Below are 16,503 nucleotides of genomic sequence, written 5' to 3'. Positions count from 1 at the left end.
GCCGCGACCTTGTGTCATTGCGAGGAGCTCGCGACAAAACTGCGAAGCAATTTTGCGCTGAAGCGACGAAGCAATCCATCGATCCGCGTATGCGGTGAAATGGATTGCTTCGCGGAGCCTGTCATCCGGCGGCGCTTCGCGCCGACCGGGTGGCTCGCAATGACGGAGATCAAACCCCCAGCATCGCCTTTAGCTTCAGCACCGCGCTATCAGGTGTCGTCAGCACCTCGCGGCCGGTGACTTCGGCGACGCGCTCGGCCGCCGGCGCCATGCTGTACTGCGCGAGCGCGATCAGGTCGCAGTTGCGCAGCTCCTTGGACGCCTCGACGACGATGCGGTCATGCTCGGCGCGGTCGCCGCGGTCGAGCGCTGCCAGCGCGCCATCGGCAAGTTTCGGCACCAGCGTGACCTGTGGCGGAAATTCCGGCGGCATCGACACCAGCGTCGGCGGGAAGGTCGAGAGCAGGCCGATCCGCTTGCCCTTCGCCACCGCCTGCTCGATCATCGCCTCGTTCGGCTTCAGCACCGGCATCGGCGCGTGCGCGCGCGCCACCGCCTCGATGCACGGCCCGAACGCCGAGCAGGTGAACAGGATGCCATTGGCGCCGGTGCTTGCCGCATAGCGGCCCATGGTCAGAAATCGCTCGGTCATGCGCTCGTCAAGCTTGCCGTCGCGCGCGAGGTCCGCCGACAGGCTATCGTCGAGCAGGTTCATCAGCCGCGCCTCCGGCCAATGCCGTGCGAACGATGCTTCGATCGGCACGATCGAGTGTTTCAGGGCGTGAATCAGGGTGATGCGCATCGATGTTTCTTGCTCTCCCTCTCCCCGCTCTTTCGCGGGGAGAGGGTTGGGGTGAGGGGCTCTATCGTCGTAACAGGTGAGAGGACGGTATGCGGAGGCGCCCCCTCACCCGGATTGCTTCGCAATCCGACCTCGCAGGCGGGGCGAGGTAACTTCGGTCACTTGAACGGAATCGCGTACATCAACCCGCCCTTGCTCCAGGTGGCGTTGAGACCGCGCTCGAGCTTCAAGGGGCTGGCCTTGCCGACATTGCGCTCGAAGATTTCGCCGTAATTGCCGCCGGCCTTGATCGCGGCGAGCAGCCATTTGTTGTCGAGGCCGAGGCGCGAGCCGAGATCGCCAGACGCGCCGAGCAGGCGCTGGATCGCCGGGATTTGCGACTTCGCCATCTCGTCGGTATTGGCCTGGGTGACGCCGAGCTCTTCGGCCTCGATCAGGCCGTAATGCAGCCAGGTGATGATGTCGCTCCAGACCTCGTCGCCGTTGCGGGTGAACGGGCCGAGCGGCTCCTTGCTGATGGTCTGCGGCAGCACGACGTAGTCATCGGCCTTCGGGGCTGCGGTCGCGACCGCGCCGGCGAGCGCGGAAGCATCCTGGGTCATGGCATCGCAGCGGCCGCCGAAGAAGGTCTGGTACATGGTGTCGACGCGGTCGAACACCAGCGGCTTCCAGTCGATGCCGTTGGCGCGGCCGTAGTCGCCGAGCGTCACTTCATGCGTGGTGCCCTGGGCGACGCACACGGTTGCGCCCTTGAGGTCCTTCAGCTCCTTCACGCCGAGGTCCTTCTTCACGACAAAGCCCTGACCGTCGTAGAAATTGACCGGTCCCTGCCGCAGCCCAAGCGTAGTGCCGCGCAGAAAAGTCTGCGTCGAGTTGCGGTAGAGCACGTCGATCTCGCCCGACTGCAGCGCGGTGAAGCGGTTCTGCGCGGTCAGCGCGACGTAGCGCACCTTGGCGGGATCGCCGAGCACGCCGGCGGCAAGCGCACGGCAATAGTCGACGTCGAGGCCCTTGAAGTTGCCTTGCGAATCCGGCGCCGAGAATCCGGCAAAGCCGGTCGAGACGCCGCACACCAACGTGCCGCGCTGCTTGACGGTGTCGAGCGTCGCCGCGCTCGCGCCCGCGATGCCCGCGGCGAGAACGGTTAGAGTGATGATAACCCTCAGCATGCTTTCCTCCTCCTAACGTTTGAGCATGATCCCTGCGCGAACGCTTCGCGTTTGTCGCGGGAAAACCGGTGCCCGTTTTTCCGGATCATGCTCCGTGACCGATATCCTTCAGCGCGCTGTCTACCGCAGCGCCTAGCCGTTCGACGATCATGTCGATGTCGCCGGAAGTAGCGATATAGGGCGGGGCGAGCAGCACGTGATCGCCGCGCTGGCCGTCGGCGGTGCCGCCCGACGGATAGCAGCCGAGCCCGCCGGCGAAGGCCGCGGACTTGATCCGCTGATGCAGCTTCAGCTTGGGATCGAACGGCTGCCGCGTGGCACGGTCGGCGACCAGCTCGATACCCCAGAACAGGCCGCGGCCCCTGATGTCGCCGACATGGCGATGATTGCCGAACCGTTCGGTGAGCCGCTGCTCGAACTGGCGGCCGCGCTCCTTGACCTGGTCGAGCAGCTTCTCCTCAGCGATCACCTTCTGCACTTCGAGCGCGGCGGCGCAGGCGAGCGGATGCGCCAGATAGGTGTGGCCGTGCTGGAACGCGCCGGAGCCGTCGCGCACCGTGTCGACGATCGTGCCGCTGGCAAGCATCGCGCCGATCGGCTGATAGCCGCCGCCGAGCCCCTTGGCGATCGCCTGGATGTCGGGCGAGATGCCTTCCTGCTCCCAGGCGTGCAGCGTGCCGGTGCGGCCCATGCCGCACATCACCTCGTCGAGGATCAACAGCGCGCCGTGGCGGTTGCAGATCTCGCGCACTGCCTTGAAGTAACCCTCCGGCGCTGGCACGCAGCCGGCGGTGGCGCCGACCACGGGCTCGGCGATGAACGCCGCGACTGTATCGGGGCCGAGCCGCTGGAATTCGGCTTCGAGCTCGGCGGCAAGGCGCGCCACGAATGCCGCCTCCGATTCATCGTCGCGCTTCTCGTGATAGGCGAAGGCCGGCGTGACATGGCTGAACGAGGGCGACAGCAGCGGCGCGTAGGGCTCGCGACGCCAGGCATTGCCGCCGGCCGACAGCGCGCCGAGCGTATTGCCGTGATAGCTCTGGCGGCGCGCGATGAAGCGGGCACGCTTCGGCTCGCCGCGCTCGATGAAATATTGCCGCGCCAGCTTGATCGAGGCCTCGATCGCCTCCGATCCGCCGCTGACGAAATAGACATAGCCGAGGCCGCCGGGCTCGTGGCCGACCAGCCGCTCGGCGAGCTCTTCCGCGGGCTCGGAGGAGAAGAAGCCGGTATGGGCATAGGCGATCTTCGAAGCCTGCTTGGCGATCGCGGCCAGGATGCGCGGATGCTGATGGCCGAGGCAGGACACCGCGGCGCCGCCGGAGGAATCGAGAATGCGGTGGCCATCCTCCGCGATCAGCCAGACGCCGTCGCCGCCGACCGCTTTCGGCGGGGTCTCGCGCAGGCCGCGATGCATCACGCGGCTCTTGTTGGCTGCCATGACACTCATCCTTTCTCGACAAAATATTGCGACATCTCGGCAAGCCGGCCCTCGGTCTCCTCCAGCTTGCGTTTTGCGCTCGCGCCGCCCAGCGTGAAAGCGACGGCCGCCAGCGACTGGGCGACTGCGATCGCGCCGGTCAGGCTCGGGAAGAAGCCGGGGGAGGAGGCGGCCTCGAACAGCAGCAGATGATCGGCGCCTTCGGCCATCGGAGCTGTGATGGTGTCGGCGATCGCGATCAGCGCGGCGCGCGCCTGATGCGCCGCGCGCGCCGTCTCGACGCTGACCAGGGTGTAGGGCGCAAAGCCGATCACGACCACGGCGTCGCCTGAGCGGAAGGCGCCGTGGTCGAGATCGAACGGGCCGGAGCCGCCGACCAATTGCACGGCATCGGGGCGGAACAGGCGAAGCTGATAGGTCAGCAGTTCCGCGACGCTTCGGCAACTGCGAAACCCCGATATCCAGATCCTGTCAGCGGAGTGCAGCGCACGCGCGGCTTCCGCGATCGCGCTCGCTGAAATCCGCGCAAGGCCCGCGGCCTCGGCCTCCAATTTGTCGTGCACCAGTTTGACATCGGCATTCGGCCCGGCGCGGCGGCTCCTGGCGCGGCCGGAGAACGGCGAGCCCTGCGCCGGCCGGCGCGCCTCGGTGAGTGCGGCGCGCAATTCGTCCCAGCCGGAATAGCCGAGCGCCTTGGCAAGACGGGTGAATGAGGCAGGATCGGCGCCGGCGACGGAAGCGAGCTCGCGCATCGAGCGGGTGGTGGCGTCGTAATCATTGGCGGCGACGAACCGGCCGACCTCCTGCAAGCGCATCGGCAGCGACGGCAGTGCGCTGCACAATTCGTTCAGGGGCGATGGTTTCGGCTGGGCCTGGGCCATGAAACATATGTTGCACAAATATTAAATTGGTGCAACATATGACGCGCGCAGGATTTGAGGTTGACGCGTCTTCTTCACGCGAACCGGGTATCCATCCCGGATCAAGTCCGGGACAGGCTTCGCTCGAAAACGCTCTTGCGCATGGCAGAAGATCGCTTCTCACTGGGGTCCTTGTGCTGTGACGACATCGACGCCGAAACGCCCTCCCGCCCGGCCCTGGCGGCTTTCGCTCAGCGATCCCCGCGTCGCAGGCCTGTTCTGGCAGGTCCTGGTGGTCGCCATCGCGGTCGCCGTCGTCGCCTGGCTGTGGTCCAACGCGGTCCATAACCTCTCGGTGCGGCGCATCTCGACCGGCTTTGCCTTCCTCGGCCGTGAAGCCGGCATGCCGATCGCCGACAGCTGGATCGACTACACGCCAAAGAACACTTACCTGCGCGCCTTCATCGTCGGCGTCGTCAACACGCTGCGCGTCGCGGTCATCGGCATCGTGCTGGCGACCGTGATCGGCACGCTGGTCGGTATCGCGCGGCTGTCGTCGAACTGGCTGCTGGCGCGGCTCGCCGCCGTCTATGTCGAGGTGCTGCGCGACCTGCCGCTGCTGTTGCAACTCCTGTTCTGGTACGTGCTGATGCAGGGCCTGCCGGCGGCGCGCCAGGCGTGGAAGCCGGTCGACGGGGTCTATCTGTCCAACCGCGGCCTGGTGCTGCCGTCGGTGCCGCTGCATGAGGCCAATGGCTGGACGCTCGCTGCGCTGGTCGCCGGCGTGATCGTCTTCCTCATCGTCAGGCGCCGCCTGATCGCGCAGCAGATGCTCGATGGCAAGGCGCGGCCGGCCTGGCCCTACGCGCTCGGCCTCATCATCGCGCTGCCGGCGCTGGTGTCGTGGCTTCTGGGTGCGAGCTGGAGCGTCATGCTGCCCGAGTTGCGCGGCTTCAACTTCGTCGGCGGGCTGACCCTGGCGCCGGAATATTTCGCGCTGCTGATCGCGCTGGTCACGTATACTTCGGCGTTCATCGCCGAGATCGTGCGCAGCGGCATCCAGGCGGTGCCGCGCGGCCAGTCGGACGCCGCCAAGGCGCTCGGGCTGAAGCGCAGCTTCGTGCTGCAACACATCGTGCTGCCGCAGGCGCTGCGCGTCATCATCCCGCCGATGACCAGCCAGTATCTGAACCTGACCAAGAATTCGTCGCTTGCGGTCGCGGTCGGCTACCAGGACATCGTCTCGATCGCCAACACCACGCTGAACCAGACCGGGCAGGCGATCGAGTCGATCGCGCTGATCATGATGGTGTTCCTCACCATCAGCCTCGGCATCAGCCTGTTCATGAACTGGTACAACGCGCGGATCGCGCTGGTGGAGCGCTGACATGAGCTCGGTCGCACATCTCCCGCAGGATCCGCTGCCGATCGGCCGGCGCCGCGCGCAGCGCACGCTCGGCGGCCAGATCGTGGCCTGGCTGCGCGCCAACCTGTTCGCGTCCGTGACGTCGAGCATCATGACGCTGCTGCTGCTGTTCGTGCTCGGCAAGGCGTGCATCGGCCTCTGGCAATGGGGCATCGCCAACGCGGTCTGGATCGTCTCGGGCAACGACACCAGCGCCTGCCGCGCGCTGCGCGGCGTCGGTGCCTGCTGGGCGGTGATCCCCGAGAAGTACCGCTTCATCCTGTTCGGCACCTATCCGTTCAGCGAGCAGTGGCGGCCGGCGCTCGCGGTCGTGATCTTCATTGCGCTGTTCGTGGTCTCGAGCCGCCGCAGCTTCTGGCGCAAGGAGCTGTTCCTGCTGTGGGCTGCGGCCTTGATCGCGATCGGGTGCCTGATGTGGGGCGGCTTTCTCGGCATGTCCTTTGTCACGCAGGACCGCTGGGGCGGGCTGCCGGTGACGCTGATCCTGGCGACTTTTGGATTGGCGTTCGGCTTCCCGCTCGGAATCCTGGTCGCGCTCGGCCGCCGCTCCAAGCTGCCGGCGATCCGCTCGCTCTGCGTGCTCTATGTCGAGCTGATCCGCGGCGTGCCGCTGATCAGCCTGTTGTTCATGGCGAGCGTCATGTTTCCGCTGTTCATGCCCGACGGCGTCAACATCGACAAACTGCTGCGCGCCCAGATCGCTTTCATCCTCTATGCCGGCGCCTATCTTGCGGAAGTGGTGCGCGGCGGTCTGCAGGCGGTGCCGCGCGGACAATATGAGGCCGCCGACGCGCTCGGGCTGTCCTACTGGGAGAAGAACGCGCTGATCGTGCTGCCGCAGGCGATCCGCCACGTCATCCCGCCGCTGGTCAACACCTTCATCGCCTTCTTCAAGGACACCAGCCTGGTCCTGATCATCGGCATCTTCGATCTCTTGACCACCGCCAAGACCGCGATCGTCGATCCGGCCTGGCAGGCCTTCAGCGTCGAGGTCTATGTGTTCGTCGGCGTGATCTACTTCGTGTTCTGCTTTGCGATGTCGCGCTACAGCCGCGGCCTCGAGGCGCAGCGCGCGCACGGCTGAGCGATCCGGATTCTCCGTCGCTGCCTCCCTCACATGCTGCATTTTTCGGTGCCGGCCTGTTCGCATCCGCAGCCGTGTGCTTTGATTTCTGGAGCGGCCTGTTCTGGCTTTAACGATGCGGCAACCAAGACTTGGCCGATGGTTGGCGCAAAGGCGCGGCTGGCACAGAGTGCACTAGGCGATGTTCCGCCCGTAACTTATCTTGAGCGCCATTGGATTCGCGAGCGCGCGCGATGACAGAAATCATTGTTCGCGCGGGCATCGTTCGATCTGGACTGAACGCAAATGCTGCCGTTGATTTGTTGATTTGGTTCGGCCCGGACAGGGCGTTACCTTGATTTTTGCCGTACGCCAATGGCCGAAGACAACGCCTCCTATCCCGAGAGTACCCGAAACCAGGTCCACGATGCCCTGCAAGGGTTTTCGACCGATGAGCTTCGCCAACTCCTGGCGGAGATCGAACAACTCCTGAATGTTGAAGCCAAGCCTCGCCGACCGAGACTGCGACTGGCGGGAGGCACATACGTGAACGAGTATACCGCGCGCGCAAACATCGACCACTATCTGGATCTGCTGAAGCGCCCGGACGTTCCAACCAACACGAGATCGATGCTCAACAAGCGGCTGCTTGAGGAAGACAAGCTCGGCCGCCGACACGAGCAACTGGAGTTTGCCGAAAGCAGGGCCGCAGCGTGCCGGGATCGCGCAGATCGCCAGCGGCGTCTGGCGGAATCGTTTGCCCCTGGATCGGTTGACCGGGAGCAGGCCGAAAGGCTGCTGGTCAATTTCGAGGCGCTCGCGCAGTTCGTGGAGGGCTTTTGTCGCCAGATGCGCCACACCGTGAGCCATAGTCCGCTTTAAGCGAGACGCCGCCTCGGTTCCGCGGGCTCCTCGTCATCACCATCGTCCAGCGTCCGGTCGCCCTTTGACCGCGTAGGCGCTTTGCCTCGGGGCGATGCCAAGCGACCGGGGGGTACGCTGTTCGTCGGCGTGATCTACTTCGTGTTCTGCTTTGCGATGTCGCGTTACAGCCGCGGCCTCGAGGCGCAGCGCCTGTCGAATTGAGGAGGCGTGATCATTCTTGGCAACAGCGCGGAAAGTCCCTGCCGCACCCGAGTTGCTCGCGCTGCTGTTTCCAAGCCGTAAAGCCCAGCCTCAAATGGCAGTCCTCGTAGAAATACGCTGAATTCGCCTGCCGTCCGCCAAACCGGCGCAGTTTCGGTCCCGGCACTGTCCACGGCAGCGGACGACCACTGGCCTCCCGGCGCGCCACCAACTCGTCGTAGTATTGGACGTCGGACGGCTGAACTGAGGGCTGCAATTCATTGCGCAGATAATGCCCGCGTTGCCAGTTGTCGGCCACGCGCTTCATGAGATGCCATTTGCGCCGATAGCCGGAACTGAGTTGCGCCGGCTCCTCGTTGGCGAGCCCCAATGCCGCGATGAAAAGTATTGCGCGGCCGTGCCGAGGTCCGCAGTTCGGCTGCTCGAAGATCCATTCGATCACGCTATCCCGATCGTCGCTGTTGTGATCCCAGCTGTCGACGATGACGTGCCAGGTGTCGGGCGTCTGATCCTTGATCCAGAGCAGGACGTCGTCGGGCTCGGTACTCAGCGCCGCATGCGGACACGGCCAATATTGCGACTTGAGTTCTTCGTCCGGCGCAGCCGCTTTTTTCTGGCCTCTTCCTGCTGTTGCGCCACGGCCTGCATGGCGTGAACGGCATGCCGACGCTGCCGCATCCGCTTTGCCGTCGCGGCGTCCAGCGGTCGCAAGAGGTAATCGACGTGAGCCTCGCTCTCGGGCTCGGGAGGCAGGAAGTAGACGGAAAGCGCTGCATCCAGGCGGACGATCGCGGCCGCAGGCAGCAACTGTATGGTGTCGCAGTACGACCCGATGGTCGTGTCGCGCATCCCGATGCGCGCAGCGCGCGCTTCCAGCTCGACATCCGCGAGGAAGTAGTCCCACGACAGCCCCTCGAATGGCCGGGTCGCAAGGCCTTGAAACGTAATGCGGCTCTGGATGGCGCTTCGGTGGAGCGCAAGGTTTTCGTCGGACAGTCCCACGCCGCCACCGGATTGAGCCTGATCTCGAACTTCGTCGCCTGTCATACCGGCCTCATTGGAATTTGCCGTGGCATTCTAGGCATCAGATGTTGATCGATCCCGAGTCCGCAGCGTCGATTTCTGCGTTTCTGGAACGGGACTATTGACCGATGTAGCCCGGGCGGCCGGCGGAAACGTCTTGCCATACCGTGCCCGACCTATTTATGATTATAAAATGGATAAATCGGCTCTCCCGTCCCTCGACCCTTCGCGCCGCGCCTCGATCAAGCGCAAGCGCTCGGACGCGGTCGCCGACCTGATCCGCTGCCACATCTTCCAGGCCGGCTTGCAGCCGAGCGACCGGCTGCCGCAGGAGGGCGAGCTGATCGAGATGTTCGGCTGCAGCCGCTCGACCATCCGCGAGGCGCTCAAGTCCCTGGAGGTGCAGGGGCTGGTGCAGAACACCACCGGTCCCGGCGGCGGCGCGCGGGTGGCGCCGGTGTCGATCAACCGGATCGTCGGCCTGCTCAGCAACTACTTCTACTTCCAGTCGGTCTCTACCGCGCAAATCTACCAGATCCGCCGGCTGATCGAGCCGGAGCTCGCCTTCAGCGTGGTCGGCCACCTCACGGCGGAGCATTTCGCCGCACTGGAAAAGGCGATCGCGGTCCAGGAGCATCATCCCCGTGGCGATGCCGATTGGGAACATCATCGTCACGCCGAGATCGATTTCCACGACATCCTGATCGAGGCCTGTCCCAACCCGCTGCTCGGCCTGGTGTGCCGGTTCGTCAACGAGGCCATCAGGCATCTGATCGGCAAGCTCGGCGTGCAGGAATTCGCATCCAGCTTCACCTGCGAGAATATCGAGTTTCACAAGCGTCTGATGGCCGCGTTCCGCTCCGGCAATGCCGCGCGCGCCCGGCGCGTGATGCTCGATCATGTGCTGAGCGCCGAAGCGGTGGTCGTTCCCGCGGAAGACCGGCGCATCGATCTGCCCGTGTTTCATCAGCCGTTGCGGCTCGATTGAACCGCATCGGCGGACTGCTGCATCACGCCCTGGAGAAAACGACAATGGACACGCGGCGCGAGAATGAGTTGTGGAGCTGGTCGGCCGTCGATCTGGCGCGTGCGATCGCGACGCGCGCGATTTCCAGCCGGGAAGCCGTGCGATCCAGCCTCGATCGCATCGCCGAGGTCAATCCGGCATTGAACGCCATTGTCGCTGTGCTCGCCGATGAAGCGCTGGCCGCCGCGGACGCGGCGGACGAAGCGGTGAAGTCAGGCGCGGAGCTCGGCGTGCTGCACGGCGTGCCGGTCACGATCAAGGTCAATGTCGACCAGCGCGGCTGCGCCACCACCAATGGCGTCGTGGCCTTCCGCGACGTGATCGCCACCGAGGACAGCCCGGTGGTCGCGAATCTTCGCAAGGCGGGCGCGGTCATTGTCGGGCGCACCAACACGCCGGCCTTTTCGCACCGCTGGTTCACCAACAACGATCTGCACGGCGCGACCTACAATCCGTGGAGCCATCGGCTGACGCCGGGCGGCTCCAGCGGCGGCGCCGCATCGGCCGTCGCCTCCGGGATGGGCGCGATCGCGCATGGCAATGATTTCGGCGGCTCGATCCGCTATCCGGCTTACGCCTGCGGCGTCGCCGGTCTGCGTCCGACGCCGGGGCGGATTCCGGCGTTCAATCCGTCGGCAACCAGCGATCGTCCGATCACCGCGCAGATGATGTCGGTGCAGGGGCCGCTGGCCCGCTCGGTCGCCGATCTCGGGCTCGGCCTTGCCGCGATGGCCCAGGCGGACGCGCGCGACGGCACATGGCTGCCGGTGCCCCTGCAAGGTGCGCCGCTCAAGCGTCCGATCGGTGTCGCGGTCGCGCCCGCGCCGTTCGGCGACGAGGCGCCGGAGGTGAGCGCGGCGGTGCGCGCTGCCGGGCGCTGGCTCGCGGAGGCCGGCTTTGCCGTGGAGGAGACCGTGCCGCCGCGGCTCGCGGAGGCGGCCGATCTCTGGCATCGCCTCGTCATCAATGAGGAGCGGCGCGTGCTGGCGCCGATGATCCGCAAGTTCGGCGACGATCGGAGCCGCTACAATCTCGAGTGCCATATCGCCTACGCGCCCGAGCTCGACGGCGATCAGGTGCTCGCCTGCTTCGAGCAGCGGCTGGCGATCGTGCGGGCCTGGCAGCTGTTCCAGGAGCGCTATCCCGTCATCATCCTGCCGGTCTCGGCGCAACTGCCGTTCCGTTTCGATCAGGATCAGGAAGACGCGGCGGTGGTCCGCGCGCTGCTCGACGCGCAGCGGCCGCTGCTTGCGGTGCCCGCGCTCGGCTTTCCGTCGGTCGTCGTACCGACCGGGACCGCCGAGGGCGTGCCGGTCGGCGTGCAGGTGATCGCCGGCCGCTTCCGGGAAGACGTCTGTCTCGCAGTGGCCGAGCTGATCGAGGCGCGTGCATCAAAGCTGACGCCGATCGACCCGCGAGACTGAACCAACAACAAGCGCTGACCATCATGGGAGAACATCACGTGACGAATGCACCGATCTGGCACTGGTCCGCCGTCGACACGGCCGCGGCGATCCGAAACAACCAAGTGACGTCGGAGGAGGTGGTTCGCGCCCATCTCGACCGCATGCAGGACGCCAATCCGGCGCTCAACGCCGTCGTGGTCGATCTCGGCGCGTCTGCGATGCAGGCGGCGAAGGCCGCGGACGAGGCGCTGGCCGCGAGCAAGCGCGGAGGCGGCGCCGTCGGGCCGCTGCACGGCGTGCCGGTCACGATCAAGATCAACATCGACGTCGAGGGCCAGGCCAATTCGAACGGCGTGGTGGCATTCAAGGACAACATCGCGCCGGGCGACTCGCCGGTGACGGCCAATCTCAAGAAGGCCGGCGCCGTCATCATCGGCCTCACCAACACGCCGGAATTCTCGCTGCGCGGCTTCACCGACAACCCGCTGCATGGCCTGACGCGCAATCCCTGGAATGCCGACGTGACCTGCGGCGGATCGTCGGGCGGCGCCGGCGCGTCGATCGCGGCCGGCATCGGCACCATCGCGCATGGCAACGACATCGGCGGCTCGCTGCGCTGGCCGGCGCATTGCAACGGAATCGCCACCATCAAGCCGACCCAGGGCCGCATCCCGGCGTTCAATCCGAGCGCGACCGCGGAGCGGCCGCTGATGGCGCAGTTCATGTCGTCGCAAGGGCCGCTGGCGCGCCACGTCGCCGACGTGCGCCTCGGCCTCGAGGTGATGGCGAAGCGCGACCCACGCGATCCCTGGTACGTGCCGGCGCCGCTGACGGGGCCGAAGCCGGCCGGGCCGATCAAGGTCGCGCTCGCAAAGATCCCCGAGGACATGGCGACCGATCGCAGCGTGATTGCGCTTCAGCGCAAGGCGGCGGATCATCTCGCCGATGCCGGCTATGCGGTCAGCGAGGTCGAGGTCCCCGACCTCAACAAGGTCTGGCAGCTCTGGTGCGACCTGATCATGACTGAGGTTCGCGTGTTGCAGCAGGACCAGATGCTGGCGACCACCAGCGCCGACTTCCAGAAGACGTTCCGCGGCTTCATGGCGCTGGCCAACCCGCTCGACCAGGCCGGCTACATGAAGGCGATCGCCGAGCGCTCGCGCCATATCCGGAACTGGATGACGTTCCTCGAGCAGTATCCGCTGGTGCTGATGCCGACCACCGTGCGCAAGACGCCGGAGGTCAACGCCGATCTCGGCGGCGATCAGCGCGTCAAGGATTTGTTCTGGAACGACCTGCGCTTCATTTCGTCGATGAACGTTCTGGGGCTGCCGGCGGCCGTGGTGCCGGTGGGTCTCGATGAGGGATTGCCGGTCGGCGTCCAGATCGTCGGCTCGCGCTATCGCGAGGACATGTGTCTCGACGCCGCCGAGGCGATCGAACGCAAGGCCGGCGTTCTGGCACGGCAATTGTGGCAGCAGCGCTGAGGCGATCCCGACGCCACCACGCATTATCCATTCGCATGATTCAGCGCACGCCGCGGCGAAATTTCGTCGCGGCGTTCGTACGATCGGAAACGCGAGCGTGCTGGCAGTCGAGCTGTGTTCCTTCTCCCGGAATTTCTGAGCGGAATCGCAGAGCGCCATGCCGGCGACGGGGTTGTCGGCGATCCCTGATTGCTTCAGGAGATCGTCCGAAACGTCGAAACGCCTGGGAACGAAATGTCCATCACGAAACGCTCGCATGTCCTGGTCGCAATTGCCGTGTGTCTCTCATTTGCGGCCGGCGCTGCCCGAGCGGAGGATGGCGTGCTGCGGGTCGGCATCATCACCGACATGAGCGGGCAATATTCCGACGGCAATGGCCCGGGATCGGTGATCGCGGCGCAGATGGCCGCGGAGGAAATCGGTGGCACGGTCGCCGGACGCAAGATCGAGATCATTTCGGCGGATCACCAGAACAAGCCTGATGTGGCGACCGGCATCGTGCGCAACTGGATCGACAACAAGGGTGTCGACGTGATCGCCGAAGGCGTCAATTCCGCGGTGGCGCTCGCGATCCAGACCGTGACGCGCGAACGCAAGAAGCTGTTTCTGATCTCGGGCTCGGGCTCGGGCTCGTCCGATCTCACCGGCAAGCAATGCTCGCCGACGAGCGTGCAGTGGACTTACGACACCTATGCCTCCTCGAACGCGACGGCGAAGGCCGTGGTTGCGCGCGGCGGCACGCCCTGGTTCTTCCTGACGGCGGATTATGCGTTCGGCCAGGCGCTGGAGCGCGATGCCAGCAAGGCCGTGACATCGGCCGGCGGCAAGGTGCTGGGCGCGGTCCGCCATCCCTTCGATACCGCCGATTTCTCGTCGTTCCTGCTGCAGGCCCAGTCCTCCGGCGCCAAGATCCTGGCGCTTGCCAATGCCGGTTCCGACTTCCGCAACGCGGTGTCGCAGGCCGACGAGTTCAATATCCGCGCCAGCATGCAGGTCGTCGCGCTGCAGGTGACGCTCACCGACGTGCCCGCGCTTGGCCTCGCGCATGCGCACGATCTGCTGTTCACCGATTCCTTCTATTGGGATCGCACGCCGGAGACGCGCGTGTTCGCCCAGGAGTTCTTCAAGCGGCACGGGGCGATGCCGACCGCTTACCAGGCCGGCGTCAACTCGGCGCTCCGGCACTATTTCAAGGCGGTCGCCGCGACCAACTCGGTCGATTCGGAGACCGTGATCGCGCAGATGCGCAAGATCCCGGTCAATGATTTCTTTGCCCAGAACGGCCTCGTGCGCGAGGACGGCCGGATGGTGCACGACATGTATCTGATGCGCATCAAGAAGCCGGAAGAGTCCAAGAGCAAATGGGACCTCTACGAGTATCTCGCGACGGTGCCGGGCGACCAGGCCTTCCGTCCGCTCGATGAGGGCGGCTGCCCCTACGTTGCCAAGTCGCACTAGCCCTGTCAGAAATTTGCATCGAGCCCTCGCGTGAGTTTTTCTCCTATCATGCGCGAGTTTTGATCGGTTGTCCGGCGCCGATCCTGACGATACGTTCGGATTGAGATCAGTCTTAGTTGGCAGATCATGCTCCTGCGCGGTTCCGCGCGAACTGCGGGCTTGCTGCGCGTTGACGTCGCTGAGACCTTCTCGTCCGCCCGGCTAGACCGGGCGCAGAGGCGATCTGGACAGGAGACGCAGCAACATGACGGGCGACATGGGTGTTCGGGCTGGCCAGTGCCATTGCGGCGCGGTGCGTTTCGAGGTGACGCTCAGCGACGGCTTCAATTCGATCCGCCGCTGCACCTGCTCTTACTGCCGGATGCGGGGCGCCGTCGTTGCCATGGCCGAAATGGGCGGGATCAAGATCCTGCACGGCGAGGATGCGCTAACAAGCTACCGCTTCCATACCGGATCGGTGCAGCACTTCTTCTGTTCGCGCTGCGGGATCTACACCCATCATCAACGGCGATCGAACCAGAACCTGTATGCCGTCAACGTGGCCTGCCTGGATGGTGTAAGCCCGTTCGACTTCCCCGAGGTGCCTGTGATGGACGGCGTCAATCATACGAACGACACCGGCAAGCCGACGCGCCGGGCAGGCACACTCCACTTCATCCCTGCCGACTGACGATCGCTGTCGGCCGACGACCGCCCGGCTCGTCGCGGGACGACGGTGAGAGGGAAGGGAGCCCTTCCACCGGTGGTTGTGCAACAAGTTCAGTGTCGTCCCTGCCTAGTGCGCAATTGCGCACGGAGCACGGACCCATAACCACCGATCGTCATTGTTTCACGACGCCGAAATGACGAGTCCCTTTAACAACCTCGGCCGCGGAGTATGGGTCTCTGCTTTCGCACTAGTGCATCTACACGTTTGTCGGGCCATTTGCGAGGATTTGGAAGCGGGCCATTCCGGTGTGGAAGGTGATTGGTCCAGGTGGACGGTGGGAGGCGTAGCCGGTCCATCCGCCGAGTTTTGCGATGATCCATGCCGCCCAAGCAAGGGTGTTGGGGCGATGGTGGTTTTTCTGAAGCTCGGTGCGACCTTTCATGGTTTTGTTGATGGCCCTGAGCGTCTCGATCTCTTCTGCGGTGAAGACAAATTCAGCCGGCAATTCTTCGCCACTGTTGCGGGCCTGAACGAGTTGAATGACGATACATGCCGCTCTGGTGGCGACCGCCACGAGCTTGATCAGGCCTTCGGCGCTCTCGATCTGACTATCCTCGATGCGCAAACCCTGGCTCTTCAGCGAGCGAAAGAGTTGCTCAATGATCCAGCGCTGGCGGTACCAGGAGACGATCTGCCAGGCGTCTTTAGCGGTGGCGACCGGATGAGTGGTCAGGAGCAGCCAGCGAATGGGCTCCGCACCTCTCGGCGGATGCAACTCGACCACTTCTACGAAGCTGAGTTTGATGCCCTCCGCCAAGTCGGTGACGCCGGGCCTCTGCGGCCGCTTGAGCACGACGGTTCCGAAGCGCATCGAGAGATGGGCCTGCCGGCCGCGCCGATCCATTCGCTGCGGCAGATCGATCACCGCGTTGTCGCAGAAGCGGCTCCGCTCGACCGCCTGATAAAGTGTGTCGCCATCGACCAGCGCATGGTCGTGCATGGCACGCGACAGAAGATGGACATTCTCAGCTGGCGTCAGCGCCCAGTGAGCAAAGAAATCCCCCTCGCGGTCGTTGACGACGGTGATCATGCGGGCATCTGCCAGGACGTCGCGGCCTTGCTCGGCGGCCGTCACCCAGCGCGCCGACTCCTTGTCGGCCAAGGCGCGCCGCTCATGCGGGATTTTTACCTTGCCTTTGCGCGTCCAAACGTTGCCGCCAGTAAGGCCAAGACAGACCCCGCTGTCGGCATCCACCGCCATCATCGCATGCAACAGCACGCCGCGAGCATTGCCCTTGCCGACTTTGCCCAGCCCGCGCCGCCGTCCCGCCTGGGTCTGGAACTTGACCTCGCTCGTATCCTGGATCGCCAGCACATGACGCCCGCTGACCGCAGTCCGCGTCTGCGTGCTCCAGCCCTCAATCAATTTATCGATCGTGACTTGGGGGTTGTTCACAAACCGCCAGAACGCCATATTGGCAGCCCAATCGCCCCGGGCCATCTGGCGCAAGCAGACGCTGCGCGTGCAAAGCATAGCCCGGAGAAGCGTCGCCCCCTTTTGTCGAGACGAACGTCCCCGAACTCACCCAAAGACAAATCCGGCTGC

General features: G+C 65.1%; 15 protein-coding genes. 8 read left to right on the top strand and 7 right to left on the bottom strand.

The features are described 5' to 3' along the window. Window positions 1-169: 169 nt before the first annotated feature. The 4 genes from ACVI1L_RS04065 to ACVI1L_RS04050 form a co-directional block, all read right to left on the bottom strand. Entirely contained in the window at window positions 170-802 is a 633-nt protein-coding gene (locus ACVI1L_RS04065; protein WP_057018837.1) for an aspartate/glutamate racemase family protein, read from the bottom strand. A 158-nt stretch (window positions 803-960) separates the two neighbouring features. Next, window positions 961-1,971, bottom strand: coding sequence for an amino acid ABC transporter substrate-binding protein (locus ACVI1L_RS04060; protein ID WP_456782343.1), 1,011 nt, complete (start codon window positions 1,969-1,971; stop codon window positions 961-963). A gap of 85 nt (window positions 1,972-2,056) precedes the next feature. Continuing rightward, window positions 2,057-3,412: an aspartate aminotransferase family protein gene (locus tag ACVI1L_RS04055; RefSeq protein ID WP_456782342.1), complete on the bottom strand. Its 1,356-nt coding sequence runs from the start codon at window positions 3,410-3,412 to the stop codon at window positions 2,057-2,059. Window positions 3,413-3,417: 5 nt separating this feature from the next. After that, window positions 3,418-4,293: a MurR/RpiR family transcriptional regulator gene (locus tag ACVI1L_RS04050; protein ID WP_057018834.1), complete on the bottom strand. Its 876-nt coding sequence runs from the start codon at window positions 4,291-4,293 to the stop codon at window positions 3,418-3,420. 178 nt (window positions 4,294-4,471) lie between these two features. Between ACVI1L_RS04050 and ACVI1L_RS04045 the strand changes: the two genes are divergently transcribed. From ACVI1L_RS04045 to ACVI1L_RS04035, 3 genes are all read left to right on the top strand, one after another. Next, entirely contained in the window at window positions 4,472-5,659 is a 1,188-nt protein-coding gene (locus tag ACVI1L_RS04045) for an amino acid ABC transporter permease (protein WP_456782341.1), read from the top strand. Window position 5,660: 1 nt separating this feature from the next. After that, a complete protein-coding gene (locus tag ACVI1L_RS04040; protein WP_057018832.1) occupies window positions 5,661-6,782 on the top strand; it encodes an amino acid ABC transporter permease in 1,122 nt (373 codons plus the stop codon). Window positions 6,783-7,136: 354 nt separating this feature from the next. Next, a complete protein-coding gene (locus ACVI1L_RS04035) occupies window positions 7,137-7,643 on the top strand; it encodes a hypothetical protein (RefSeq protein WP_456782340.1) in 507 nt (168 codons plus the stop codon). Between the two features lie 214 nt (window positions 7,644-7,857). On the opposite strand, the gene ACVI1L_RS04030 is transcribed toward ACVI1L_RS04035, so the two are convergent. Together ACVI1L_RS04030 and ACVI1L_RS04025 are read right to left on the bottom strand one after the other, a co-directional pair. Continuing rightward, a complete protein-coding gene (locus ACVI1L_RS04030; RefSeq protein WP_456782339.1) occupies window positions 7,858-8,289 on the bottom strand; it encodes a hypothetical protein in 432 nt (143 codons plus the stop codon). Between the two features lie 104 nt (window positions 8,290-8,393). After that, a complete protein-coding gene (locus ACVI1L_RS04025) occupies window positions 8,394-8,894 on the bottom strand; it encodes a hypothetical protein (RefSeq protein WP_456782338.1) in 501 nt (166 codons plus the stop codon). A 169-nt stretch (window positions 8,895-9,063) separates the two neighbouring features. Between ACVI1L_RS04025 and ACVI1L_RS04020 the strand changes: the two genes are divergently transcribed. The 5 genes from ACVI1L_RS04020 to ACVI1L_RS04000 all read left to right on the top strand — a co-directional run bounded on the left by ACVI1L_RS04020 (window position 9,064) and on the right by ACVI1L_RS04000 (window position 14,918). Continuing rightward, window positions 9,064-9,858, top strand: coding sequence for a FadR/GntR family transcriptional regulator (locus tag ACVI1L_RS04020; protein ID WP_456782337.1), 795 nt, complete (start codon window positions 9,064-9,066; stop codon window positions 9,856-9,858). Window positions 9,859-9,902: 44 nt separating this feature from the next. Beyond that, window positions 9,903-11,321 (top strand): amidase family protein, encoded by a 1,419-nt coding sequence (locus ACVI1L_RS04015; protein WP_057018897.1) that lies wholly within the window; start codon window positions 9,903-9,905, stop codon window positions 11,319-11,321. A 23-nt stretch (window positions 11,322-11,344) separates the two neighbouring features. After that, a complete protein-coding gene (locus ACVI1L_RS04010; RefSeq protein WP_456782336.1) occupies window positions 11,345-12,790 on the top strand; it encodes an amidase family protein in 1,446 nt (481 codons plus the stop codon). Between the two features lie 234 nt (window positions 12,791-13,024). Then, the gene (locus ACVI1L_RS04005) at window positions 13,025-14,248 is read left to right on the top strand and encodes an ABC transporter substrate-binding protein (protein WP_456782335.1); all 1,224 of its coding nucleotides are present in this window, start codon (window positions 13,025-13,027) and stop codon (window positions 14,246-14,248) included. A 244-nt stretch (window positions 14,249-14,492) separates the two neighbouring features. Continuing rightward, complete coding sequence (locus ACVI1L_RS04000; RefSeq protein ID WP_076829027.1) at window positions 14,493-14,918, top strand: GFA family protein; 426 nt, start codon at window positions 14,493-14,495, stop codon at window positions 14,916-14,918. Between the two features lie 235 nt (window positions 14,919-15,153). Here the strand turns inward: ACVI1L_RS04000 and ACVI1L_RS03995 are convergent, their stop codons facing one another. Then, entirely contained in the window at window positions 15,154-16,398 is a 1,245-nt protein-coding gene (locus ACVI1L_RS03995) for an IS4 family transposase (RefSeq protein ID WP_456785505.1), read from the bottom strand. Between the last annotated feature and the right edge of the window lie 105 nt (window positions 16,399-16,503).

Source organism: Bradyrhizobium sp. USDA 4516 (assembly GCF_054055915.1).
This window is presented reverse-complemented; position numbering and strand designations above follow the sequence as displayed.

Excerpts from the sequence above, each read along its gene's own strand:
- ACVI1L_RS04065 (WP_057018837.1), bottom strand. The coding sequence starts at position 802 with ATGCGCATCACCCTGATTCACGCCCTGAAACACTCGATCGTGCCGATC.
- ACVI1L_RS04060 (WP_456782343.1), bottom strand. The coding sequence starts at position 1,971 with ATGCTGAGGGTTATCATCACTCTAACCGTTCTCGCCGCGGGCATCGCG.
- ACVI1L_RS04055 (WP_456782342.1), bottom strand. The coding sequence starts at position 3,412 with ATGGCAGCCAACAAGAGCCGCGTGATGCATCGCGGCCTGCGCGAGACC.
- ACVI1L_RS04050 (WP_057018834.1), bottom strand. The coding sequence starts at position 4,293 with ATGGCCCAGGCCCAGCCGAAACCATCGCCCCTGAACGAATTGTGCAGC.
- ACVI1L_RS04040 (WP_057018832.1), top strand. The coding sequence starts at position 5,661 with ATGAGCTCGGTCGCACATCTCCCGCAGGATCCGCTGCCGATCGGCCGG.
- ACVI1L_RS04035 (WP_456782340.1), top strand. The coding sequence starts at position 7,137 with ATGGCCGAAGACAACGCCTCCTATCCCGAGAGTACCCGAAACCAGGTC.
- ACVI1L_RS04025 (WP_456782338.1), bottom strand. The coding sequence starts at position 8,894 with ATGACAGGCGACGAAGTTCGAGATCAGGCTCAATCCGGTGGCGGCGTG.
- ACVI1L_RS04020 (WP_456782337.1), top strand. The coding sequence starts at position 9,064 with ATGGATAAATCGGCTCTCCCGTCCCTCGACCCTTCGCGCCGCGCCTCG.
- ACVI1L_RS04015 (WP_057018897.1), top strand. The coding sequence starts at position 9,903 with ATGGACACGCGGCGCGAGAATGAGTTGTGGAGCTGGTCGGCCGTCGAT.
- ACVI1L_RS04010 (WP_456782336.1), top strand. The coding sequence starts at position 11,345 with ATGGGAGAACATCACGTGACGAATGCACCGATCTGGCACTGGTCCGCC.
- ACVI1L_RS04005 (WP_456782335.1), top strand. The coding sequence starts at position 13,025 with ATGTCCATCACGAAACGCTCGCATGTCCTGGTCGCAATTGCCGTGTGT.
- ACVI1L_RS04000 (WP_076829027.1), top strand. The coding sequence starts at position 14,493 with ATGACGGGCGACATGGGTGTTCGGGCTGGCCAGTGCCATTGCGGCGCG.
- ACVI1L_RS03995 (WP_456785505.1), bottom strand. The coding sequence starts at position 16,398 with ATGGCCCGGGGCGATTGGGCTGCCAATATGGCGTTCTGGCGGTTTGTG.